Genomic DNA, 22,082 nt, shown 5'->3' with positions numbered 1-22,082 from the left:
AAAAGCCGGAAAAATCGGCGGAAACCGCCAATGATAATGGATGGCGCCGGCGCGGGCCCCACCACGGCCGCACCGCGCACCGGCCACGCCGGCGTGCCGCAAGGGCCACAGTTGTAGGACAGCGCCCGGTGGACGCTTGTCAAAACCCCGTGTTACGGTTTCACGCGATGCCCCCGTTACCTCTGATCGAACCCAACACCGCGCTATTCCTGGACTTCGACGGCACGCTTGCCGATCTTGCGCCGCTTCCGCACCTGGTGCGGGTGGAACCGGAACTGGTTGGCACGCTGCGCGCGTTGCATACCTGCCTGGGCGGCGCGGTGGCCATCGTGTCCGGCCGGCCCGTCGCCGAGCTGGACGATTTCCTGCAGCCCTTGCGCCTGCCGGCCGCCGGCATCCATGGCGCCGAGTTCCGCAACGGCGCCGAGCGCATCGCGCGGCCGCCGGCGCCGGGCATCGGCCCGCTGCTGCCCAAGCTTGAGGCGCTGGTCGCCCGGCATCCGGGGCTCAGGCTCGAACGCAAGTCCGTGGCCGTGGCCGTCCACTATCGCCAGGTGCCAGACCTGGAGCCGCTGGTGCGGGCCGCCGTGGCCGACGTGCTGCGCGACGCCATCGGGCTGGAGGCGCTGCCCGGCAAGATGGTCATCGAGATCAAGCCGGCCGGCGTGGACAAGGGCGGCGCGATTGCCGCGTTCATGCGCTCGCCGCCGTTCGCCGGCCGCCTGCCGCTGTTCGCCGGCGACGATGTCACCGACGAAGCCGGCTTCACCGTGGTGCGTGAACTGGGCGGCATCGGCCTGCTGGTGGGCCAGCGCGCCTCTGCCGCGTCGCACAGCCTGCCCCGCCCGGCGGACCTGCGCGAATGGCTGCACCAGTCCGCCCATGCGCTGACGCACCTGCTGGCGCAGCGCCAGGACCCCCCGTCCGACCCCCTCTCACCCCCATCTGCCCGGGAGGATACGTTGTGAGCGAACCTGTCAACCTGAACCCTGCCATCGCCACGGAGGCCCCCGCCGTCAATACCGATTCCGATACCTCGTCGCGCCATGCCGATCCGTCGCTGTCGCTCGGGATGATCGGCAATTGCGCGTTCTCGGCGCTGGTGGACGGCCGCGGCCGCATCGTCTGGTGCTGCATGCCCCGCTTTGACGGCGACCCGGTGTTCAACGCGCTGCTGGACCCCAGCGAGAACGCCGGACACTTCAACATCGAGATCGAGGACTTCCAGGAAGCCACGCAGTGGTACGAGCCGAACACGGCCGTGCTGCGCACCCAGCTCACCGACCGGCACGGGAGCTGCCTGGAAATCACCGACTTCTGCCCGCGCTTCTTCCGGCTCGGGCGCTATTTCCGGCCGTTGACGCTGGTACGGCGCATCCGCCCGATCCGGGGCGCGCCGCGCGTGCGCGTGACGCTGGCGCCGCGCTACAACTACGGCCGGCACGCGCCGCACGTCACGCGCGGCAGCAGCCATGCGCGGTTCGTCGGCGAGGACATGACGCTGCGCCTGACCACCGACGCGCCGCTGGCCTACGTGCTGTCGAACACGCCGTTCCTGGTCACGCGCGGCTACAACTTCATCCTGGGACCCGACGAGACGCTCACGCACAGCGTGGAGGACATCGCGCGCGATTTCGAGCAGGAGACCACGGCGTACTGGCGCCTGTGGAGCCGCCGGCTGGCCGTGCCGCGCGAGTGGCAGGACGCGGTGATCCGCGCGGCCATCACGCTGAAGCTGTCGCTCTACGAGGAAACCGGCGCCATCGTGGCCGCCATGACCACGAGCATCCCCGAGGCGCCGGGCAGCGGCCGCAACTGGGACTACCGGTTCTGCTGGCTGCGCGACGCCTTCTTCGTGGTGCGGGCGCTGAACAGCCTGTCCGAGGTCGGCACGATGGAGGACTACCTGCGCTGGCTGTCGAACGTCGTGATGCAATCCCAGGACGGCCATATCCAGCCGCTCTACGGCATCGGCCTGGAGCGCGAGCTGCCCGAAAGCATCCTGGACCACCTGGGCGGCTACCGCGGCATGGGGCCGGTGCGGGTGGGCAACCAGGCGCAGGAACATTTCCAGCACGATGTGTACGGCAACGTGGTGCTGGCCGCCGCGCAGGCGTTTCACGACCACCGGCTGCTCCATCGCGGCGGGCCGGCCGAATTCCAGAAGCTGGAGGACGTGGGCGAGCAGGCCGTGCGCGTGTTCGGCACGCCCGACGCCGGCATGTGGGAGCTGCGCACGCGCGCCCGCATCCATACGTCGTCGGCGCTGATGAGCTGGGTGGCGTGCGACCGCCTGGCCAAGATCGCCGTGAAGCTGGAGCAGCCCGCGCGGGCCGCGTACTGGCACGACCACGCGGACCGCATGAAGCGGCGCATCCTGGAGGAGTCCTGGAGCGAGAAGCGCCAGGCATTCGCGGAAAGCTTCGGCGGCAAGGAACTGGACGCCAGCGTGCTGCTGATGGCCGAGGTCAACTTCATCGACCCCCGCGACCCGCGCTTCGTGTCGACCGTGAAGGCGCTGGAAGAATCGCTGTGCGACGGCCCGTACATGCGGCGCTACGAGGCGCCCGACGACTTCGGCAAGCCCGAGACCGCGTTCAACATCTGCACGTTCTGGCGCATCGACGCGCTGGCGCGCATTGGCCGGCGCGAGCAGGCGCGCGAGATCTTCGAGGCCATGCTGGCCGCGCGCAACCCGCTGGGCCTGCTGTCAGAGGACACCCACCCGGTCACCGGAGAGATGTGGGGCAACTTCCCGCAGACCTATTCGATGGTCGGCCTGATCAACGGTGCCATGCGGCTGTCGGCACCCTGGGACACCGTGATCTGAGGAAAGGATTCGCAACAACAAGAAGCGATATATGGGCAGACTAGTAGCAGTATCGAACCGGGTCGCGGACCCGCGCAACCACGCGGCGGGCGGGCTCGCAGTGGCGCTTTCCGAAGCGCTCAACAAGACGGGCGGCCTCTGGTTCGGCTGGAGTGGCAAGGTGTTGGAAACCGCGCAGGGCGGCACGCCCGGCGAGGGCGAACTGCATCAGACGCAGGCCGGCAACGTGACGCTTGCCACCGTGGACCTGTGCCGCGAGGACCACGACGCGTATTACCTGGGCTACAGCAACGGCGTGCTCTGGCCCGTGCTGCACTACCGCGTGGACCTGGCCGACTTCGACGCCGGCGGCAACCTCAACGCCTACCGCCGCGTGAACCAGCTGTTCGCGCGCAAGCTGGCGCCGCTGCTGAAGCCCGACGACGTCATCTGGATCCACGACTACCACCTGATCCCGCTGGCGGCGGAACTGCGCGCCATCGGCTGCGGGCAGCGCATCGGCTTCTTCCTGCACGTGCCGCTGCCGCCGCCGCTGATCCTGGCGGCCATCCCGCAGCACGAATGGCTGATGCGCGCGCTGTTTGCGTACGACCTGCTGGGCTTCCAGAGCCAGGCGGACCTGGACCACTTCTCGCGCTACGTGCAGGGCGAGGCCGGCGCGGAGCCGATGGGCGAGTACCGCTTCCGGGCCTTCCACCGCACGGTGCGCGCGCAGGCGTTCCCGATCGGCATCGACGTCGACGAGTTCGCGGAACTGGGCCGTGGCGACGAAGCGATGGAAACCTACGAGATGATGCGCGGCCAGTACTCGACGCGCCGGCTGCTGCTGGGCATCGACCGGCTCGACTACTCGAAGGGCCTGCCGCAGCGGCTCAAGGCGTTCCAGACGCTGCTGTCCGAGTATCCGGAGAACCGCTCCAGCGCCACGCTGATCCAGATCGCGGCACCGTCGCGCGAATCGGTGGACGCCTACGCCGACCTGCGCCGCGAGATGGAAGGCATCACCGGCGCCATCAACAGCGAGTACGGCGAGCTGGACTGGATGCCGGTGCGCTACATCCACCGCTCGACATCGCGCCGCCGGCTGCCCGGGCTATGCCGCGCCAGCGCCGTGGCGCTGGTCACGCCGCTGCGCGACGGCATGAACCTTGTCGCCAAGGAATACATCGCCGCCCAGGACCCGGACGACCCCGGCGTGCTGGTGCTGTCGCGCTTCGCCGGCGCGGCGGAGCAGTTGAAAGAGGCGCTGCTGGTCAACCCGTACGACACCCGCGCCACGGCCCAGGCCATCCAGCAGGCGCTGCACATGCCGCTGTCGGAACGCCGCTCACGGCACCAGAAACTGCTGGAACGTATCCGCCAGCAAGACGTGCACTGGTGGAGCAGCGAATACCTGCGGGCGCTGATGGAGACAGAGGGCGGCTGAGGGCTGGTGCTTTGCGTCCCTCTCCCGCGTGGGAGAGGGGAGCCGGCATGCGGTCATGCGGGCGGCATCAGCCAGCACTGCGTTTGCGCGCGACGCTTGTTTGCTCCCCTCTCCCGCAACGCGGGAGAGGGGCTGGGGGAGAGGCCTGGCGGTCCAAATTGCGACTTGTCGGCAAGCAGATGCTCGACGCCCTCACCCCCAACCCCTCTCCCACCGCGTGGGAGAGGGGAGCCGGCATGCGGTCATGCAGGCCGCGTCAGCCAGCACTGCGTTTGCGCCCGACGCTTGTTTGCTCCCCTCTCCCGCAACGCGGGAGAGGGGCCGGGGGAGAGGGCCGGCGGTCCAAATTGCGACTTGTCGGCAAGCAGATGCTCGACGCCCTCACCCCCAGCCCCTCTCCCACTGTGTGGGAGAGGGGAGCCGGCATGCGGTCATGCGGGACGCGTCAGCCAGCACTACGTTTGCGCCCGACGCTTGTTTGCTCCCCTCTCCCGCAACGCGGGAGAGGGGCCGGGGGAGAGGGCTGGCGGTCCAAATTGCGACCTGTCGGCAAGCAGATGCTCGACGCCCTCTTCCAACCCCTCTCCCACTGCGTGGGAGAGGGGAGCCGGGATGCGGTCATGCAGGCCGCGTCAGCCAGCACTGCGTTTGCGCGCGACGCTTGTTTGCTCCGCTCTCCCGCAACGCGGGAGAGGGGAGCGAAACGGTGGTCGGTGCAGGCCGCGTTAGCCATCACGTGGCATCGGCGAGCCAGCCGCCGGCGCATCGCTGTCTCTCAGACCAGATCGCCCGGCACGTCGATATCGCGGAATGCGGCGTCGTCCTCGGTGAGGATGCGGGTGACCGGCTGGGATTTCAGCAGCGCGCGGGCGCCTTCGTCGCCGTCCAGTTTCAGCAGTTCGTCGCGCCATGCGGCACCGAAGCCGACCGGATGGCCGCGGCGGCCGTCGCGCCAGGGGGCGGCGATGGTGTCGCGCGAGGTGATGGTCAGCGCCACGGCGCGGACCAGTTCCATCGACAGCCACGGCATGTCGGCCAGCGCGACCACCCAGCCGCGGGCGTCGGCGCTGGCGGCCACGCCGGCGCGCAGCGCGGCGCCCATGCCGGCTTCGGCTTCGGCCGATTCGATGACCCTACAGCCGCCGCGTTTCAGTTCGGCCGCCAGTTCCGGGTGGCCGGGCCGCACCACCGCGATCGAGTTTGGCAGGCCGGCCGCCAGCGTGCGGGCGCTGCGCCATGCCACGGTGCGGCCGTCGGCCATCGTTTCCAGCAGCTTGTTGCGCAGGCCGGCCGGGTCGAAGCGGCGGCCGAAGCCGGCGGCCAGCAGGATGCCGGTGGGCAGGTCGGTCTGCGTGAGCGGGGCGCGGGCGGGCCTGGTCATGGCTGGCTGGCGGTCACGGGTGCGCCGCCCGGCAGGATCGGGCACTCGGCTTCGCCCGCGGCAATCTCGCGCGCGGCCTTGGCGCCTTCCACCTGGAGGATGTCGGGCAGCGACACGTGGTTCTTGGCGGCGACCACCTCGGCCAGGATCGAAATGGCGATCTCGGGCGGCGTGCGGCTGCCGATGTAGATGCCCACCGGCCCGTGCAGCCGGGCCAGTTGCTGCTCGCTCAGGTCGAACTCCTTGAGCCGCTCGCGGCGCGCGGTGTTGTTGCGGCGCGAGCCCAGCGCGCCGACGTAGAACGCCGGCGTGCGCAGCGCCTCCATCAGCGCCAGGTCGTCGAGCTTGGGGTCGTGCGTCAGCGCGATGACCGCGCAGCGCTCGTCCAGCCGCATGGCCTCGACGGTGTCGTCGGGCATCGTGCGGACCATGGTCACGCCGGGGATGTCCCACGTCTCCGTGTATTCCTCGCGCGGGTCGCAGACGGTGACCTGGAAGCCCAGCCCCACCGCGATCTGGCACAGGTACTTCGATAGCTGCCCCGCGCCGATCACCAGCATGCGGTAGCGCGGCCCGTGGATGGTCATCAGCGTGCGGCCGTCGAACGACAGCCCGTCGGCCGCCTGCGCGTGGCTCAGCGTGGCGCGGCCGGTGGCCATGTCCAGCGAGCGCGCCACCAGGCGGCCCTGCTCCACGGCGTCCAGCAGTTCGGCAATGCCGCTCTGCGGCCCCAGCGGCTCGGCCACCAGTTCGATCGTGCCGCCGCAGGGCAGCCCGAAGCGGTGCGCTTCCTCGGCGCTGATGCCGTACTTCATCGCCTCCGGGCCCGCCGCGCGGATGCCCTCCTTGTGCACGCGATAGATGATGTCGTCCTCGATGCAGCCGCCCGAGACCGACCCGACCACCAGGCCGTCGTCGCGCACCGCCAGCATCGCGCCTTCGGGGCGGGGCGACGAGCCCCACGTCCTGACCACCGTCACCAGCAGCACGCCGTGTCCGGCCTGCTGCCACTTCACACTGCTCTTCAGGACTTCGAGATCCACGCTGTCCATGATCGTTTCCGCTTGCCTGCCTGTTCCTCGCCACCGTCGGCGTCGCCGCCTTCGGTGGCCCCATTGCTCTGGGAGTTGTCGTTGTTGTCACTGCCCGGCGCCATGCCGTCGCCGTCATCGCCCGCCTCTGCGGGGCCGCCGGTCACCGCCTCGGTGAAGCGCGCGAAGAACGTGTCCGCCATCTTGCGCGCGGCGGCGTCCACCAGCCGCGAGCCGATCTGCGCGATCTTGCCGCCCACCTGCGCCTGCACCGTGTAGGCCAGCAGCGTGGCCGCGTCGCCGTCGGGGGTCAGCGTGACGCGGGCCGACCCCTTGCCGAAGCCGGCCGCGCCACCCTGTCCGTCGAACTGGATCGTGTAGCTGTCCGGCGCCTGGATGTCCTGCAGCGCCATGCGGCCCTTGAAGCGCGCCTTGACGGGGCCGACCGCCGCGGTGAGCGCAAGCTGGTAGGCGTTGTCGCCATCGGGCTCGATGCTCTCACATCCGGGAATACATTGCTTGAGCAGGGCCGTGTCGTTCAGCGCCTCCCATGCCACCTGCTGCGGCACGGGCAGCCGCTGGGTCTGGGTCATTTCCATCGCGGATTTCCTCCTGTAGGGCCGGTTTGTCTCACCGGTGGGACAGACGGGGGCGGGCGGTCGTCCGCCAGCAGCGTTTCCAGCGCCAGCAGGCTGTCCAGGTTGTGCGCGGGGCGCAGCGCGTCCACGTACGGCAGGATGGCCTGGATGCCGCGCGCCTGTGGCGCAAAGCCCGCATAGCGCAGCAGCGGGTTCAGCCAGACGATGCGGTGCGCAAAGCGCCGCAGCCGGGCCATTTCCTGCGCCAGCAGGTCAATGTGTTCGAGGTCGATGCCGTCGCTGACCAGCAGCACCGTGGCGCGCCCGGCCAGCGTGCGGCGCGCCCATTGGCGGTTGAACGCGGCCAGCGCAGCGCCGATGCGCGTGCCGCCGGCCCAGTCCCGCACCTGCCCGGCGATCAGCGTCACGGCGTCGTCCGGGTCGCGCTCGCGCAGCCGGCGCGTGACGTTGGTGAGACGCGTGCCGAACAGGAACACGTGCATGCGCTCGCGCGACTGCATCAGCGCGTGGCAGTAGTACAGCACCGCGCGCGAGTACTGGCTCATCGACCCCGAGATGTCGAGCAGCAGCACCACGGGCGGCTTGCGCGCGACCTGCCTGCGGTGCTTCCAGCGCAGCCATTCGCCATGCTGGCGCACGGCCAGCCGGGCGCTGGCGCGCAGGTCGGCGTGGGTGCCGGCCGTGGCGGCGCGCAGCCGGCGCGTGCGTTGCAGCGCCAGGTGGGCGCGGCGGGTGCGGACCAGGTGCTGCAGCGCGCGCCATTCGTCGGCCGAGAGCGTGTCGAAGTCGCGGCTCGACAGCCGTTCCTGGGCCGAGAACGTCAGCGGCGCGGTAAAGCGTTCCTCGCGCATCGGCGTGTCGGGGCGGGCGGCGGCCGGCTGGCGGGCGGCCAGCGCGTCGGCCAGCCGGTTGCTGCGCCGGGGCGGCGGCGCGCCGGCATCCACGCGCGGCAGCAGCATCGCGCGCAGCTTGCCTTCCCAGTCGGGGTCGCGCCAGAACAGGTCGAAGGCGGCGTCGAACAGCGGCCGCTGGTCTGGCCCGGACAGCATCAGCGCCGCCAGCGCCGCGCGTACTTCCTGCCGGGCGCCGATGTCGACGTGGCGCAGCGCCTCCAGCGCATCCACGGCGTGCGCCGGCGACAGCCCGAAGCCGGCATCGCGCAGCAGCCGCGTGAAATGCGTGACGTTGCGCGCCAGCATCGGCAGGGCGGGTGCGGCGGCGGGTGTCATCTCAGGCCGTCGGGGTGGCGCCGGCCAGCAGCTCGGCGATGGTCGGGCCGTCGGCGCGCGCCAGGTCGTCCTGGTACTTGAGCAGCACGCCAAGCGTGTCGCGCACCGACTGCGGGTCCAGTTCGGTCACGCCCAGCGCGGCCAGCGCGCGGCACCAGTCGATGGCCTCGGCAATGCCGGGCGCCTTGAACAGGTCGATGCCGCGCAGCCGGTGGATGAAGTCGACGGCCTGCCGCTGCAACGCGGCGGCGGCCTCGGGCGCGCGGGCGGCCACGATGCGCAGTTCGCGGTCGCGGCCCGGGTAGCCCATCCACTGGTAGAGGCAGCGGCGCTTGAGCGCGTCGTGCACCTCGCGCGTGCGGTTGGACGTGATCACGATCAGCGGCGGCCGTTCGGCCTGGATCACGCCGATCTCCGGAATCGACACCTGGTATTCGGACAGGATCTCCAGCAGGAACGCCTCGAACGGCTCGTCGGCGCGGTCGATCTCGTCGATCAGCAGCACGCGCGGCACGCCGGGCGCGGCGGGGTCGGGCAGCAGGGCTTCGAGCAGCGGGCGCTTGAGCAGGTAGTCGTCGTGGTAGAGCGACTGCTGCTCGGGCCGCTCGCCGCGTGCCTCGGCCAGCCGCAGCGCCATGATCTGGCGCGGGTAGTCCCACTCGTACAGCGCGCTGGCCGCGTCCAGGCCCTCGTAGCACTGCAGCCGCAGCAGGCGCGTGCCCAGGATGCCGGCCATGGCATGCGCCAGCGCGGTCTTGCCCACGCCGGGCTCGCCTTCCAGGAACAGCGGCCGCTGCATGCGCAGGGCCAGGTACAGCACCGTGGCCGCTTCGCGGTCGGCGTAATAGTGCTGGGTTTCCAGCGCGGCGAGGGTCTGGTCGATGGAGGTGGGGAGCATGGGCTACGCCGCTAGAGACATGGGACAACGCTGCCGGGTCGATCCGGGCCGGTGGCGGCCTGGCAGGCCGGGCTCTCGGCCCCCGGCCCCCCTCCCGCGCGGGAGAGGGGCGCACCCAGGCGCCATCACCCCTTCAGCGCCTGCTCCACCGCGCGGGCGGCCAGCACGGGGATCAGGTGGGCCCGGTACTCGGGAGAGGCGTGGAGGTCGCCGTTCAGGCCGGACGGGTCCATCCTGACCGCGCGGGCGGCGGCGGGGGTGAAGCTGGCCGACAGGGCCTGTTCCAGCGCCGGGGCGCGGAACACGCTGTCGGCCGCGCCGGTTACCGCCACGCGGACGGTGTTGCCGGTGCGGGCCACCATCACGCCGACCAGGGCGAAGCGCGATGCCGGGTTGCGCATCTTCTCGTAGCCGGCCTGGTCCGGTACGGGAAAGCGCACGGCCGTGATCAGCTCGTCGGGCGCCAGCGCGGTCTCGTAGAGGCCCTTGAAGAAGTCGTCGGCCGCAATGCTGCGGCGGTCCGTGACCACGGTGGCGTTCAGCCCCAGCACGGCGGCCGGATAGTCGGCGGCGGGGTCGTCGTTGGCCAGCGATCCGCCCAGCGTGCCCACCGCGCGCACCTGCCGGTCGCCGATCACGTGGGCCAGCGCGGCCAGGGCCGGGATGCGGCGCATCACGTCGGGGTGCGCCGCCACGTCGGCGTGCCGGGCGCAGGCGCCGATCACGAGTTCGTCGCCCTGCACGTGGATCTCGGCCATGCCGGGGATGCGGTTGATGTCGATCAGCGTCGATGGCGCCGCCAGCCGCAGCTTCATCGCGGCCAGCAGGCTCTGCCCCCCGGCCAGGATCTTGGCGTCGCCGTCGGCCTTGAGCTTGGCCACGGCGGACTGGGCGTCCGTGGCGCGTTCGTACTGGAATGCGTACATGGTCGTTTCCCCGGTTATGCCGCGCTACCCTGCGCGGACTGGATGGCCTGCCACACGCGGTGCGGCGTGGCGGGCATCTGCACGTCGCGCACGCCCAGCGGCGCCAGCGCGTCGACCAGCGCGTTGATGAAGGCCGGCGGCGAGCCGATGGCGCCGGCCTCGCCGCAGCCCTTCACGCCCAGTGGGTTGTGCGTGCAGGGCGTGCCGCTGGAGGTTTCCACCGTGAAGTCGGGCAGGTCGCCCGCGCGCGGCATCGCGTAGTCCATGTACGACCCGGTCAGCAACTGGCCGCTGTCGGGGTCGTAGATGCACTGCTCCAGCATCGCCTGCCCGAGCCCCTGGCCAATCCCGCCGTGCACCTGGCCCTCGACGATCATCGGGTTGATGACGTTGCCGAAGTCGTCCACGGCCGTGAACTTGATGACTTCCGATTCGCCGGTGTCGGGGTCCACCTCCACCTCGCAGATGTAGGCGCCGGACGGGTACGTGAAGTTGGTGGGGTCGTAGAACGCGTTCTCGTTCAGGCCCGGCTCCAGCTTGTCGAGCGGGTAGTTGTGCGGCACGTAGGCGGTCAGCGCCACCTCGCCGAAGGTCTTGGTGCGGTCGGTGCCGGCCAGCCGGAACACGCCGTCCTGGAACTCGATGTCGGCGTCGGACGCTTCCAGCAGGTGGGCCGCGATCTTCTTGGCCTTGGCCTCGATCTTGTCCAGCGCCTTCATGATCGCCGACCCGCCCACGGCCAGCGAGCGCGAGCCGTAGGTGCCCATGCCGAACGGCACGCGGCCGGTATCGCCGTGCACGATCTCCACGGCGTCCAGCCCGATGCCCAGCCGGTCCGCCACGATCTGCGCGAACGTGGTCTCGTGGCCCTGCCCGTGGCTGTGCGACCCCGTGAACACCGTGACGGTGCCGGTGGGATGCACGCGGATCTCGCCCACTTCGAACAGCCCGGCCCGGGCGCCGAGCGCGCCGGCGATGTTCGACGGGGCCAGGCCGCACGCCTCGATGTAGCACGAGTAGCCCAGCCCGCGCAGCTTGCCGCGCTGTCTGGCCGCCTCGCGCCGCTGGGGAAAGCCGGCCACGTCGGCCAGCTCCTCGGCCCGCGCCAGGCACGGCTCGTAGTCGCCGGTGTCGTAGGTCAGGCCCACGGGCGTGGCGTACGGGAAGGTGCGGATGAAGTTCTTGCGGCGCAGCGCGGCCGGGTCGGTGCCGGTCTCGCGCGCGGCGGCTTCCACCAGCCGTTCCACCACGTAGGTGGCCTCGGGGCGGCCCGCGCCGCGGTAGGCATCGACCGGCGCGGTGTTGGTGAAGACGGCCTGCACCTCGGCGTAGATGGCCGGCGTGGCGTACTGGCCGGCCAGCAGCGTGGCGTAGAGGATGGTCGGCACGCTGCTGGCGAACGTGGACAGGTACGCGCCCATGTTGGCCACCGTGTGCACGCGCATCGCCAGGAACTTGCCGTCGGCGTCCAGCGCCAGCTCGGCCCTGGTCACGTGGTCGCGGCCGTGGGCGTCGGTCAGGAACGACTCGGACCGCTCGGCCGTCCACTTGACCGGCCGGCCCACCTTCTTCGACGCCCACGTGAGCGCCACGTCCTCGGGGTACAGGAAGATCTTCGAGCCAAAGCCGCCGCCCACGTCGGGCGCGATGATGCGCAGGCGCGACTCGGGCAGCCCCAGCACGAAGGCGCCCATCAGCAGCCGTTCCACGTGCGGGTTCTGGTTGGCCACGTAGACCGTGTAGCTGTCGTCCTGGCGGGTGTAGCTGGCGTTGACCGCGCGCGGCTCGATCGCGTTCGGGATCAGCCGGTTGTTGACGATTTCCAGCGTGGTCACGTGGGCCGCGCGCGCAAAGGCGGCGTCGGTGGCGGCCTTGTCGCCGTGGCCCCAGGTGTAGCAGGTGTTGGCGGGCACGTCGTCGTGGACCAGCGTGGCGGCCGACGCGGCGTTGGCCGGGCTGACCACGGCGGGCAGCTCGTCGTAGTCCACGTCGATCAGCTCAGAGGCGTCGCGCGCCTGCTGCAGCGATTCGGCGATCACCAGCGCCACCTGGTCGCCCACGTGGCGGACCTTGCCGTGCGCCAGGGCGGGGTGGGGCGGCTCCTTCATCGGCGTGCCATCGATGCTGTGGATCAGCCAGCCGCAGGGCAGGCCGCCCACCTTGTCGGCGGCCATGTCGTCGCCGGTCAGCACGGCGATCACGCCCGGCGCGGACCGCGCCGCCTGCGTGTCGATCGACCGGATGCGCGCGTGCGCGTGCGGCGAGCGCAGGAAGTAGCCGTAGCTCTGGTGCGGCAGCGTGACGTCGTCGGTGTACTGGCCGTTGCCGGTCAGGAAGCGGTAGTCCTCCTTGCGCAGGACGGGCGTGCCGATGAACGGGTGCTTTTCGGGTGCGTTCATGTCGGTCTCCGTTATTCGGCGCTGGCCGCGGCCAGGTCGCTCTGCTGCGGCGTGCCCTGGCCCTGCATGATCGCCTGCCCCTTCTGCACGGCCCGCACGATGTTGTGGTAGCCGGTGCAGCGGCACAGGTTGCCGTCCAGCTGCTCGCGGATGGCCTGCGCGTCGGCGTTGGGCTGGTGCTGGAGCAGCGAGGTGGCGGCCATGACCATGCCCGGCGTGCAGAACCCGCACTGCAGGCCGTGGCATTCGCGGAATGCCTGCTGCACCGGGTGCATCTGGCCATCGGGCGCCAGCCCCTCGATGGTGGTCACGGTGGCGCCGTCGACCTGCACGGCAAGCAGGTTGCACGACTTCACGGCCTGGCCGTCCAGGTGGACGGTGCAGGCGCCGCACTGCGCGGTGTCGCAGCCCACGTGCGTGCCGGTCAGGCGCAACTGTTCGCGCAGGAACTGGACCAGGAGGGTGTTGGGTTCGACCTGGGCGTCAACGGGCTTGCCGTTGACCGTCAGGCGGATCGGAATGGCCATGCTTGTCTCCATGTGGGGTGTGCGCGCATGGCCAGCTCCGCCGATTCCCGAATGGATGACTGCGCGGGACTGGCCACGACGCGGTACTGCCGCTTGGTTGAGACGGCTATTTCGTGATATTGGTGCTGCCGGGTTTGCCCCGGCCGGCGCGGCGTAGTGAACGAATCGCCGCAACTGGCTCTAAAAGTAAATCACAAATCCTCAGGCCCTGCCATGCGGGTTGCCCTCCGGGGCCCGCGGCCAGGCGGCCTGGCCCACGCGCCGCCCATGGAAGCCTTTCTCGACTGGCTGTTCGACACCGTTGCCCTGCCCAAGGTGGGACTGCCCGCCATCTTCGTCGTCAGCCTGATCTCGGCCACGCTGCTGCCGCTGGGCTCGGAGCCGGCCGTGTTCGGCTACGTCAAGCTGAATCCGGACATGTTCTGGCCGGCCGTGCTGGTCGCCACGGCTGGCAACACGGTGGGCGGCGCCATCGACTGGTGGCTGGGCTACGCGGCCAAGCTGGCCGTGGTGCGCTTTCGCCAGCACCGCCAGCACCACGAGCACGAGGTGGAGCACGCCGAGCACCGGCCGCACCCGCGCAAGCCGCACAAGCCCAAGCTGGACAAGAAATATTCGCGCTGGATGCGCCGCCACGGCCCGCCGACGATGCTGCTGTCGTGGCTGCCCGCCATAGGTGATCCGCTCTGCACACTGGCCGGCTGGCTGCGCATGCCGTTCTGGCCGAGCCTGTTCTATATGGCGATCGGCAAGTTCCTGCGCTACCTGGTCATGACCGCCAGCCTGCTCTGGATCCCGGATTCGTTCTGGCAGGGCGCCGGCGAGGCGATCCGCCAGTGGTTCTGAATGCGCCGGAAGTCGGGAATTGCATGCAATCCGCGCGCGATTCCTGACAAATTCCGGGGTTATTGGCCCGAAACGCCGATGGTGCGGCGCAGCAAAACGAAGCGGTGCAGTACAATCGCGCTTTAATGAAAAACGCGCACTGTCCCCGTGCGCAGTTTCGAAGCGGTCCCGCCCATGAATGCCCCACTCGTGCTCGACGCCAAGCTCGCAGCGCAGGACGCCCCGCCGCGCCTGCGCGAGATCCCCTATAACTACACGTCGTTTTCGGATCGCGAGATTGTCATCCGTCTGCTCGGCGAGGAAGCCTGGCGCATCCTCCACGAACTGCGCGGCGAGCGCCGCACCGGCCGCTCGGCGCGGATGCTCTACGAGGTGCTGGGCGACATCTGGGTAGTCCGCCGCAATCCCTATCTGCAGGACGACCTGCTGGAAAATCCCAAGCGCCGCCAGATGCTGGTGAGCGCGCTGCACCACCGCCTGGCCGAGATCGAGAAACGCCGCGCCGCCGACCGTGCCGAGCACGCCGAGCCGGCCGCCGAGGACCGCTCGCACCGCGTGGAGCAGCTGGTGGCATTCGCCAAGCAGGCGATCGAGGCGTTCCAGCAGGAATTTGCCGATGCCTACGCGCTGCGCAAGCGCACCCAGCGCGTGCTGGGCAAGGTGACCCAGAAGGACAACATCAAGTTCGACGGCCTGTCGCGCGTGTCGCACGTGACCGACGCCACTGACTGGCGCGTGGAATACCCGTTCGTGGTGCTGACTCCCGACACCGAGGAAGAGATTGCCGGGCTGGTCAAGGGCTGCTTCGAACTGGGCCTGACGATCATTCCGCGCGGGGGCGGCACGGGCTACACCGGCGGCGCCGTGCCGCTGACGCCGTTCTCGGCCGTGATCAACACCGAGAAGCTGGAACAGCTGGGCGACGTGGAGATGACCGACCTGCCGGGCGTCGACCACAAGGTGGCCACGATCTACTCGGGCGCCGGCGTGGTGACGCGCCGCGTGGCCGACGCGGCCGACAAGGCCGGGCTGGTGTTCGCAGTGGACCCGACGTCGATCGATGCGTCGTGCATCGGCGGCAACGTGGCGATGAACGCCGGCGGCAAGAAGGCGGTGCTGTGGGGCACGGCGCTGGACAACCTGGCGTGGTGGCGCATGGTCGATCCCGAGGGCAACTGGCTCGAAATCACGCGGATGGACCACAACCTCGGCAAGATCCACGACGTGGCCGTGGCGACGTTCGAACTGACGTGGTCGGACGGCAACCGCCGGCCCGGCGAAAAGGTGCTGCGCACCGAGACGCTGGCCATCGAGGGCCGCAAGTTCCGCAAGGAAGGGCTGGGCAAGGACGTCACGGACAAGTTCCTGGCGGGCCTGCCCGGCGTGCAGAAGGAAGGCTGCGACGGCATCATCACGAGCGCGCGCTGGATCCTGCACCGCATGCCGAAGCACATCCGCACGGTCTGCCTGGAGTTCTTCGGCCAGCCGCGCGACGCCATTCCGAGCATCGTCGAGATCAAGGACTTCCTGGACAGCGAGTCCAAGCGCGAGGGCGGGGCGATCCTGGCCGGCCTGGAACACCTGGACGAGCGCTACCTGCGCGCCGTGGGCTACGCCACCAAGAGCAAGCGCAATGCGTTCCCGAAGATGGTGCTGATTGGCGACATCGTCGGTGACGACGAGGACGCCGTGGCGCGCGCCACGTCCGAGGTCATCCGCATGGCCAACGGCAAGAGCGGCGAGGGTTTCATTGCCGTGAGCCCCGAGGCGCGCAAGAAGTTCTGGCTGGACCGCTCGCGCACGGCGGCCATCGCCCGCCACACCAACGCGTTCAAGATCAACGAGGACGTGGTGATTCCGCTGCCGCGGATGGGCGAGTACACCGACGGCATCGAGCGCATCAACATCGAGCTGTCGGTCAAGAACAAGCTCAAGCTCGTGGACGAGCTGGAAGCGTTCTTTGCGCGCGGCAACCTGCCGCTGGGCCGCAGCGACGACGCCAACGAGATTCCCAGCGCCGAGCTGCTGGAAGACCGCGTGCAGCACGCGCTGACGCTGCTGCGCGAGATCCGCGCCCGCTGGCGCTACCTGCAGGACCACCTGGACACGCCGCTGCAGACGGCCCGCGCGTCGCTGATCGGCCACGGGCTGGGCCTGCTGGGGCCGGCCTTCGAGCAGCGGCTGCAGGTGCAGCCGGACGCGGCCGTGTTCCACCTGATGCAGGACCGCACGATCCGCGTGAGCTGGAAGAGCGAGATCCGCGCCGAGCTGCGCAAGATCTTCAACGGCGGCGAGTTCAAGCCCATCCTGGACGAGGCGCAGAAGATCCACAAGCAGGTGCTGCGCGGCCGGGTCTTCGTGGCGCTGCACATGCACGCCGGCGACGGCAACGTCCACACGAACATCCCGGTCAACTCCGACGACTACGACATGCTGCAGGACGCGCACCGCGCGGTGGCCCGCATCATGGACCTGGCGCGGTCGCTGGACGGCGTGATCTCCGGCGAGCACGGCATCGGCATCACCAAGCTCGAATTCCTGACCGAAGACGAGATTGGCGAATTCCGCGCGTACAAGCAGCGCGTGGACCCGCAGGGCCGCTTCAACAAGGGAAAGCTGCTGCCCGGCGCCGACCTGCGCAATGCCTACACGCCGTCGTTCGGGCTGATGGGGCACGAGTCGATCATCATGCAGCAGAGCGACATCGGCGCCATTGCCGACAGCGTCAAGGACTGCCTGCGCTGCGGCAAGTGCAAGCCGGTCTGCGCCACGCACGTGCCGCGCGCCAACCTGCTGTACAGCCCGCGCAACAAGATCCTGGCCACGTCGCTGCTGGTGGAGGCGTTCCTGTACGAGGAACAGACGCGCCGCGGGGTGTCGATCAAGCACTGGGACGAGTTCTCGGACGTGGCCGACCACTGCACGGTCTGCCACAAGTGCGTGACGCCGTGCCCGGTCAAGATCGACTTTGGCGACGTGTCGATGAACATGCGCAACCTGCTGCGCAAGATGGGCCAGAAGAAGTTCAACCCCGGTGCCGCGGCGTCGATGTTCTTCCTGAACGCGACCAACCCGCAGACCATCAACCTGGCCCGCACGGCCATGATGGGCGTGGGCTACAAGGCCCAGCGCCTGGGCAACGAGGTGCTGAAGAAGTTCGCGAAGAAGCAGACCCAGCATCCGCCTGCCACGGTGGGCAAGCCGCCGGTGCAGGAGCAGGTGATTCACTTCATCAACAAGAAGATGCCGGGCAACCTGCCCAAGAAGACGGCCCGGGCGCTGCTGGACATCGAAGACAACGAGATCGTCCCGATCATCCGCGACCCCAGGCTGACCACGCCCGAGACCGAGGCCGTGTTCTACTTTCCGGGCTGCGGCTCGGAGCGGCTGTTCTCGCAGGTGGGGCTGGCCACGCAGGCCATGCTGTGGCACGTGGGCGTGCAGACCGTGCTGCCGCCGGGCTACCTGTGCTGCGGCTACCCGCAGCGCGGCGCCGGCCAGTACGACAAGGCCGAGAAGATGGTCAGCGACAACCGCGTGCTGTTCCACCGCGTGGCCAATACGCTGAACTACCTCGACATCAAGACCGTGGTGGTGAGCTGCGGCACGTGCTACGACCAGCTTGCCGGCTACGAGTTCGACAAGATCTTCCCGGGCTGCCGGATCATCGACATCCACGAGTACCTGCTGGAAAAGGGCGTGAAGCTGGAAGGCGTGACCGGCACGCGGTACATGTACCACGACCCCTGCCACACGCCGATCAAGACGATGGACCCGACCAGGCTGGTCAACGACCTGATGGGCGGCAACCAGGGCGGCGGCAAGATCGAGAAGAACGACCGCTGCTGCGGCGAATCGGGCACGCTGGCCGTGACGCGGCCGGACGTGTCGACGCAGATCCGCTTCCGCAAGGAAGAGGAAATGCGCAAGGGCGCCGGCAAGCTGCGCGCCGACGACTTCAACGGCGACGTCAAGATCCTGACGAGCTGCCCGTCGTGCCTGCAGGGCCTGTCGCGCTACAACGAGGACGCCGCGGTCACCGCCGACTACATCGTGGTGGAAATGGCCAGGCACCTGCTGGGCGAGAACTGGATGCCCGAGTACGTGGCCAAGGCCAACGCGGGCGGGATCGAGCGGGTGCTGGTGTAACGCGGCAACGTCCGTCCGCGCCGTCTCAACGCCCCTCGCCCGCTCGGCGGAGAGGGGCGCCAACCATCCACATCCCCAGGCCGACCACCATGCACCGACTGCCCTCCTGTCCCCTCTGCGAAACCGACGGCGGCGAGCTGGTCTGGATGGGCGACCGCGCCCGCGTGATCCTGGTGGAGGCGGAACGGTTTCCAGGGTTCTGCCGGGTGGTCTGGAACGACCACGCGGCCGAGCTGACCGACCTCGACGAGGCCGACCAGGCCTGGCTGATGCGGCTGGTGGCGCGCGTGGAGCGGGTGGTGCGCGAGGTGATGGGGCCGGACAAGGTCAACCTGGCGGCGTTCGGCAACATGGTGCCGCACCTGCACTGGCACATCATCCCGCGCTACCGCTGGGACACTCACTTTCCCGAAGCGGTCTGGGCCGCGCCGCAGCGCAACGCCGACGCGGCGCGCATTGCCGAGCTGCAGACGCGGCTGCCCACGCTGCGGGCGGCCCTGTCCGCGCTGGGCGCTGCCGACTGACGCCGTCCTTGGTAAAGTGCCGTAGCCGTCAGGCGAGGAACCCGCCCCGGTGGCGGTACGTCTGACACCGGTCGAACAACAACATGCCCGCCGGCCGTCGGCGGCGGGCCAACCGCTGGCGCCATGTCTTCCACCCCTTCGTCCGTTACCGTGCCGGGCCCGGCCGTCCCCGCCGAGGCCCTGAAGAACCAGAGCCGGCTGCGCCTGGCGGCCACCTGGGCGCTGATCAAGCCGTACTGGCGCTCCGAGGACCGCAAGGCCGGGCTGGGCCTGCTGGCGCTGGTCGTGGCGCTGAACCTGGGCATCGTCTACATCAACGTGCTGCTCAACGAGTGGAACCGCGTGTTCTACAACGCCATCGAGCAGCGCGACTTCGTGTCGTTCAAGGCGCTGCTGCTGCGGTTCTCGTGGATCGCGGCCTGCTTCATCGTGCTGGCCATCTCGCGCCAGTACTACCAGATGATGCTGCAGATGCGCTGGCGGACGTGGATGACCGGCACGTTCCTGCGGCGCTGGCTGGGCCACCAGGCGTACTACCGCATCGAACAGACCCATTCGACCGACAACCCCGACCAGCGGCTGGCCGACGACCTGCGCCAGTTCACCGACGGCGCGCTGACGCTGTCGATGGGGCTGCTGAACTCGGTGGTCACGCTGGTGTCGTTCATCGGCATCCTGTGGGTGGTGTCGGGGCCCATCAGCTTCGTGCTCGGCGGCGTCGACGTGACCATCCCCGGCTACATGGTCTGGTTTGCGATCGGGTACGCCGTGGTGGGCTCGCTGATCGCCCACTTCGTCGGCCGGCCGCTGATCGGCCTGTCGTTCCAGCAGGAACAGTACGAGGCGAATTTCCGTTTCATGCTCGTGCGGCTGCGCGAGAACAGCGAGCCCGTGGCGCTCTACCGCGGCGAGCCGACCGAGGAAGGCGGCCTGCGCGCCCGCTTCGAGCGGATCCGGGCCAACTGGAACCAGCTCATGCGCTACACGCGGCGGCTGACGTTCGTGAACTCGGGCTACGGCCAGTTCGCGATCATCTTCCCGCTGCTGGTGGCCGCGCCGCGCTACTTCTCGGGCAAGCTGACGCTGGGCGGCCTGATGCAGATTAATTCGGCATTCGGCCAGGTGCAGGGCGCGCTGTCCTGGTTCGTCGACAGCTACGCGACGCTGGTGGGCTGGAAGGCGGCCGCCAACCGGCTGATCGACTTCCAGGAAGCCATGCGCGTGGCCGAGCGGCAGGACCTGACGCACGAGGGCCCGGGCGACATCGAGGTGGTGACGGCCACCGACGGCGCGGATGCCGGCATCGCCATCAGCGGGCTGGCGCTGGCGCTGCCGGTGCGCGGCGGGTTTGGCGTGGACGACGAAGGCGTGGCCGGCGAGGGCGTGGAAGGCGCCGGCCAGCCCGGCATGCGCCCGCTGGTGGCGCCGTTCTCGCTGTCGATCGCGCCGGGCGAGCGCTGGCTGGTAAGCGGCCCGTCGGGCTGCGGCAAGAGCGTGCTGTTCCGCGCGCTGGCCGGCATCTGGCCCTACGGGTGCGGCCGCATCACGATGCCGGCGCGCCGCACGCTGTTCCTGCCGCAGCGCAGCTACCTGCCGATCGGCACGCTGGCCGATGCGCTGTCCTACCCGGACGCCGGCAACGCCCATTCGCGCGAGACGCTGGCCGACGTGCTGCGGCGCGCGCAGCTAGGCTTCCTGGCGCGGCATCTGGACGTCTTCGACAACTGGTCGCTGCGGCTGTCGCCCGGCGAGCAGCAGCGGCTGGCCTTCGCCCGGGCGCTGCTGCAGAAGCCCGACTTCCTGTTCCTGGACGAGGCCACCAGCGCGCTGGACGAGGACACCGAGCGCGCCATGTACCAGTTGATGGTCGATGCGCTGCCCGGCGCGGCCATCGTCAGCATTGCGCACCGCAGCACGGTGGCCGCCTTCCACAACCGGCGCCTGCGCTACGTGCCGGCGGCCGGCCCGGCCAACGGCGCCCGCGACGAAAGTGGCGGCGGGCCGCGGGATGGGCAAGGCGAGGGGGGTGGAGTAAGCTATCGGGTCGTACAAGACGCGTGACGACGCCGGCACCGCCCCTGGAGCCGGGCCGGCGGCGCGGCACTCCTGATCATGGCTGGCCTGGACAAAGACACTCCTCATCCCACCGCGCTGACCGTCCACACGCAATCGCGCGTGCTGGAAATCGGCTTCGACAATGGCCGCACCTGGCGGCTGCCGTTCGAGCTGCTGCGCGTATACTCGCCCTCCGCCGAAGTCCAGGGCCATGGGCCCGGACAGGAAACGCTGCAGACCGGCAAGCGCCACGTCGGCATCGCCGCCGTGGAGCCGGTGGGCAACTACGCGATCCAGATCCGTTTCGACGACGGCCACGACACCGGCATCTACACGTGGGAACTGCTGTACCGCCTGGGCGACCAGCAGGAATCGCTGTGGACTGGCTACCTGCAGCGGCTGCAAGCCGCCGGGCTGGACCGCGACGCGCCGATGCCGGCGGCTGGCGGCCACGCCTGCGGCCATCATCACTGAATCAAGCACCTGGAGTCCAAGAATGAGCGAAACCCACTTCGGGTTCGAGAAGGTCGACGAAACGGAAAAGGCTGGCAAGGTCGCCGGCGTGTTCCATTCGGTGGCCGGCAAGTACGACGTGATGAACGACCTGATGTCCGGCGGCATGCACCGGGTCTGGAAGATGTTCACGATCGCCCAGGCCAACGTGCGGCCCGGGCACAAGGTGCTGGACATCGCCGGCGGCACGGGCGACCTGGCCAAGGCGTTCGCCCGGCAGGCCGGCCCCAGGGGCGAGGTCTGGCTCACGGACATCAACGAGTCGATGCTGCGCGTGGGCCGCGACCGCCTGCTGGACAAGGGCGTGGTGACGCCCGTGGCGCTGTGCGACGCCGAGAAGATTCCGTTTCCGGACAACTACTTCGACCTGGTGACCGTGGCGTTCGGCCTGCGCAACATGACGCACAAGGACCGGGCGCTGGCCGAGATGCGCCGCGTGGTCAAGCCGGGCGGCAAGGTGATGGTGCTGGAGTTCTCCAAGGTCTGGAAACCGCTGGAGAAGTTCTACGACATCTATTCCTTCAAGGTGCTCCCCTGGCTGGGCCAGCGCGTGGCTGGGGATGCCCCGAGCTATCGCTATCTGGCGGAATCGATCAGAATGCATCCGGACCAGGGTTCACTTGTACGCTTGATGGAACAAGTCGGGCTTGAACAAGTCGAATACTTCAATCTGACGGCCGGAGTCGTGGCGCTCCACGTCGGGAGAAAGTACTAATTCGCCATGTTCGGCCGCATAGGCCGGAAATGAC

17 protein-coding genes are annotated in these 22,082 nt (G+C 69.4%); 9 read left to right on the top strand and 8 right to left on the bottom strand.

What is annotated here, in order from left to right; translation table 11 throughout:
• Nucleotides 1-167 precede the first annotated feature (167 nt).
• The 3 genes from otsB to EHF44_RS03605 all read left to right on the top strand — a co-directional run bounded on the left by otsB (nt 168) and on the right by EHF44_RS03605 (nt 4,256).
• On the top strand, nt 168-968 hold the full coding sequence (gene otsB / locus EHF44_RS03615) for a trehalose-phosphatase (RefSeq protein WP_124682486.1): 801 nt from the start codon (nt 168-170) through the stop codon (nt 966-968).
• Nucleotides 969-1,072: 104 nt separating this feature from the next.
• A complete protein-coding gene (locus EHF44_RS03610; RefSeq protein ID WP_172966086.1) occupies nt 1,073-2,830 on the top strand; it encodes a glycoside hydrolase family 15 protein in 1,758 nt (585 codons plus the stop codon).
• A 31-nt stretch (nt 2,831-2,861) separates the two neighbouring features.
• Nucleotides 2,862-4,256: an alpha,alpha-trehalose-phosphate synthase (UDP-forming) gene (locus tag EHF44_RS03605; RefSeq protein WP_124682484.1), complete on the top strand. Its 1,395-nt coding sequence runs from the start codon at nt 2,862-2,864 to the stop codon at nt 4,254-4,256.
• Nucleotides 4,257-5,031: 775 nt separating this feature from the next.
• On the opposite strand, the gene EHF44_RS03600 is transcribed toward EHF44_RS03605, so the two are convergent.
• The 8 genes from EHF44_RS03600 to EHF44_RS03565 form a co-directional block, all read right to left on the bottom strand.
• Complete coding sequence (locus tag EHF44_RS03600) at nt 5,032-5,637, bottom strand: nucleotidyltransferase family protein (RefSeq protein ID WP_124682483.1); 606 nt, start codon at nt 5,635-5,637, stop codon at nt 5,032-5,034.
• Nucleotides 5,634-6,689: an XdhC family protein gene (locus EHF44_RS03595; protein ID WP_124682482.1), complete on the bottom strand. Its 1,056-nt coding sequence runs from the start codon at nt 6,687-6,689 to the stop codon at nt 5,634-5,636. Before EHF44_RS03595 ends, EHF44_RS03600 begins: the two co-directional genes overlap by 4 nt.
• On the bottom strand, nt 6,662-7,267 hold the full coding sequence (locus tag EHF44_RS03590; RefSeq protein ID WP_124682481.1) for a CoxG family protein: 606 nt from the start codon (nt 7,265-7,267) through the stop codon (nt 6,662-6,664). Before EHF44_RS03590 ends, EHF44_RS03595 begins: the two co-directional genes overlap by 28 nt.
• Entirely contained in the window at nt 7,258-8,496 is a 1,239-nt protein-coding gene (locus EHF44_RS03585) for a vWA domain-containing protein (protein WP_124682480.1), read from the bottom strand. Before EHF44_RS03585 ends, EHF44_RS03590 begins: the two co-directional genes overlap by 10 nt.
• A 1-nt stretch (nt 8,497) precedes the next feature.
• Nucleotides 8,498-9,394: an AAA family ATPase gene (locus EHF44_RS03580; RefSeq protein WP_124682479.1), complete on the bottom strand. Its 897-nt coding sequence runs from the start codon at nt 9,392-9,394 to the stop codon at nt 8,498-8,500.
• A gap of 125 nt (nt 9,395-9,519) precedes the next feature.
• The gene (locus EHF44_RS03575) at nt 9,520-10,320 is read right to left on the bottom strand and encodes an FAD binding domain-containing protein (RefSeq protein WP_124682478.1); all 801 of its coding nucleotides are present in this window, start codon (nt 10,318-10,320) and stop codon (nt 9,520-9,522) included.
• 14 nt (nt 10,321-10,334) lie between these two features.
• Nucleotides 10,335-12,719 (bottom strand): xanthine dehydrogenase family protein molybdopterin-binding subunit, encoded by a 2,385-nt coding sequence (locus tag EHF44_RS03570; RefSeq protein ID WP_124682477.1) that lies wholly within the window; start codon nt 12,717-12,719, stop codon nt 10,335-10,337.
• A gap of 11 nt (nt 12,720-12,730) precedes the next feature.
• Entirely contained in the window at nt 12,731-13,246 is a 516-nt protein-coding gene (locus tag EHF44_RS03565; RefSeq protein WP_124682476.1) for a (2Fe-2S)-binding protein, read from the bottom strand.
• A gap of 267 nt (nt 13,247-13,513) precedes the next feature.
• Between EHF44_RS03565 and EHF44_RS03560 the strand changes: the two genes are divergently transcribed.
• The 6 genes from EHF44_RS03560 to ubiE all read left to right on the top strand — a co-directional run bounded on the left by EHF44_RS03560 (nt 13,514) and on the right by ubiE (nt 22,048).
• A complete protein-coding gene (locus EHF44_RS03560) occupies nt 13,514-14,092 on the top strand; it encodes a YqaA family protein (RefSeq protein ID WP_124682475.1) in 579 nt (192 codons plus the stop codon).
• Nucleotides 14,093-14,266: 174 nt separating this feature from the next.
• The gene (locus EHF44_RS03555; protein ID WP_124682474.1) at nt 14,267-18,241 is read left to right on the top strand and encodes a DUF3683 domain-containing protein; all 3,975 of its coding nucleotides are present in this window, start codon (nt 14,267-14,269) and stop codon (nt 18,239-18,241) included.
• Between the two features lie 89 nt (nt 18,242-18,330).
• Complete coding sequence (locus EHF44_RS03550) at nt 18,331-18,765, top strand: HIT family protein (protein WP_124682473.1); 435 nt, start codon at nt 18,331-18,333, stop codon at nt 18,763-18,765.
• 123 nt (nt 18,766-18,888) lie between these two features.
• Nucleotides 18,889-20,826 carry an ABC transporter ATP-binding protein/permease gene (locus EHF44_RS03545; protein ID WP_124682472.1) on the top strand — a complete coding sequence of 646 codons (1,938 nt, stop codon included), beginning with the start codon at nt 18,889-18,891 and terminating at the stop codon, nt 20,824-20,826.
• A 51-nt stretch (nt 20,827-20,877) separates the two neighbouring features.
• Entirely contained in the window at nt 20,878-21,294 is a 417-nt protein-coding gene (locus EHF44_RS03540) for a gamma-butyrobetaine hydroxylase-like domain-containing protein (protein ID WP_124682471.1), read from the top strand.
• Between the two features lie 22 nt (nt 21,295-21,316).
• Nucleotides 21,317-22,048 carry a bifunctional demethylmenaquinone methyltransferase/2-methoxy-6-polyprenyl-1,4-benzoquinol methylase UbiE gene (gene ubiE / locus EHF44_RS03535; protein WP_124682470.1) on the top strand — a complete coding sequence of 244 codons (732 nt, stop codon included), beginning with the start codon at nt 21,317-21,319 and terminating at the stop codon, nt 22,046-22,048.
• Nucleotides 22,049-22,082 lie beyond the last annotated feature (34 nt).

Source organism: Cupriavidus pauculus (genome assembly GCF_003854935.1).
Classification (GTDB): Bacteria; Pseudomonadota; Gammaproteobacteria; order Burkholderiales; family Burkholderiaceae; genus Cupriavidus; species Cupriavidus pauculus_C.
Note: the sequence above shows the minus strand (reverse complement) of the source record. Positions and strands in the feature narration are given on the sequence as shown.

What these genes read in the sequence shown, in the direction of transcription:
- otsB (WP_124682486.1), top strand. Translation starts at nt 168, where the DNA reads ATGCCCCCGTTACCTCTGATCGAACCCAACACCGCGCTATTCCTGGAC.
- EHF44_RS03610 (WP_172966086.1), top strand. Translation starts at nt 1,073, where the DNA reads ATGATCGGCAATTGCGCGTTCTCGGCGCTGGTGGACGGCCGCGGCCGC.
- EHF44_RS03605 (WP_124682484.1), top strand. Translation starts at nt 2,862, where the DNA reads ATGGGCAGACTAGTAGCAGTATCGAACCGGGTCGCGGACCCGCGCAAC.
- EHF44_RS03600 (WP_124682483.1), bottom strand. Translation starts at nt 5,637, where the DNA reads ATGACCAGGCCCGCCCGCGCCCCGCTCACGCAGACCGACCTGCCCACC.
- EHF44_RS03595 (WP_124682482.1), bottom strand. Translation starts at nt 6,689, where the DNA reads ATGGACAGCGTGGATCTCGAAGTCCTGAAGAGCAGTGTGAAGTGGCAG.
- EHF44_RS03590 (WP_124682481.1), bottom strand. Translation starts at nt 7,267, where the DNA reads ATGGAAATGACCCAGACCCAGCGGCTGCCCGTGCCGCAGCAGGTGGCA.
- EHF44_RS03585 (WP_124682480.1), bottom strand. Translation starts at nt 8,496, where the DNA reads ATGACACCCGCCGCCGCACCCGCCCTGCCGATGCTGGCGCGCAACGTC.
- EHF44_RS03580 (WP_124682479.1), bottom strand. Translation starts at nt 9,394, where the DNA reads ATGCTCCCCACCTCCATCGACCAGACCCTCGCCGCGCTGGAAACCCAG.
- EHF44_RS03575 (WP_124682478.1), bottom strand. Translation starts at nt 10,320, where the DNA reads ATGTACGCATTCCAGTACGAACGCGCCACGGACGCCCAGTCCGCCGTG.
- EHF44_RS03570 (WP_124682477.1), bottom strand. Translation starts at nt 12,719, where the DNA reads ATGAACGCACCCGAAAAGCACCCGTTCATCGGCACGCCCGTCCTGCGC.
- EHF44_RS03565 (WP_124682476.1), bottom strand. Translation starts at nt 13,246, where the DNA reads ATGGCCATTCCGATCCGCCTGACGGTCAACGGCAAGCCCGTTGACGCC.
- EHF44_RS03560 (WP_124682475.1), top strand. Translation starts at nt 13,514, where the DNA reads ATGGAAGCCTTTCTCGACTGGCTGTTCGACACCGTTGCCCTGCCCAAG.
- EHF44_RS03555 (WP_124682474.1), top strand. Translation starts at nt 14,267, where the DNA reads ATGAATGCCCCACTCGTGCTCGACGCCAAGCTCGCAGCGCAGGACGCC.
- EHF44_RS03550 (WP_124682473.1), top strand. Translation starts at nt 18,331, where the DNA reads ATGCACCGACTGCCCTCCTGTCCCCTCTGCGAAACCGACGGCGGCGAG.
- EHF44_RS03545 (WP_124682472.1), top strand. Translation starts at nt 18,889, where the DNA reads ATGTCTTCCACCCCTTCGTCCGTTACCGTGCCGGGCCCGGCCGTCCCC.
- EHF44_RS03540 (WP_124682471.1), top strand. Translation starts at nt 20,878, where the DNA reads ATGGCTGGCCTGGACAAAGACACTCCTCATCCCACCGCGCTGACCGTC.
- ubiE (WP_124682470.1), top strand. Translation starts at nt 21,317, where the DNA reads ATGAGCGAAACCCACTTCGGGTTCGAGAAGGTCGACGAAACGGAAAAG.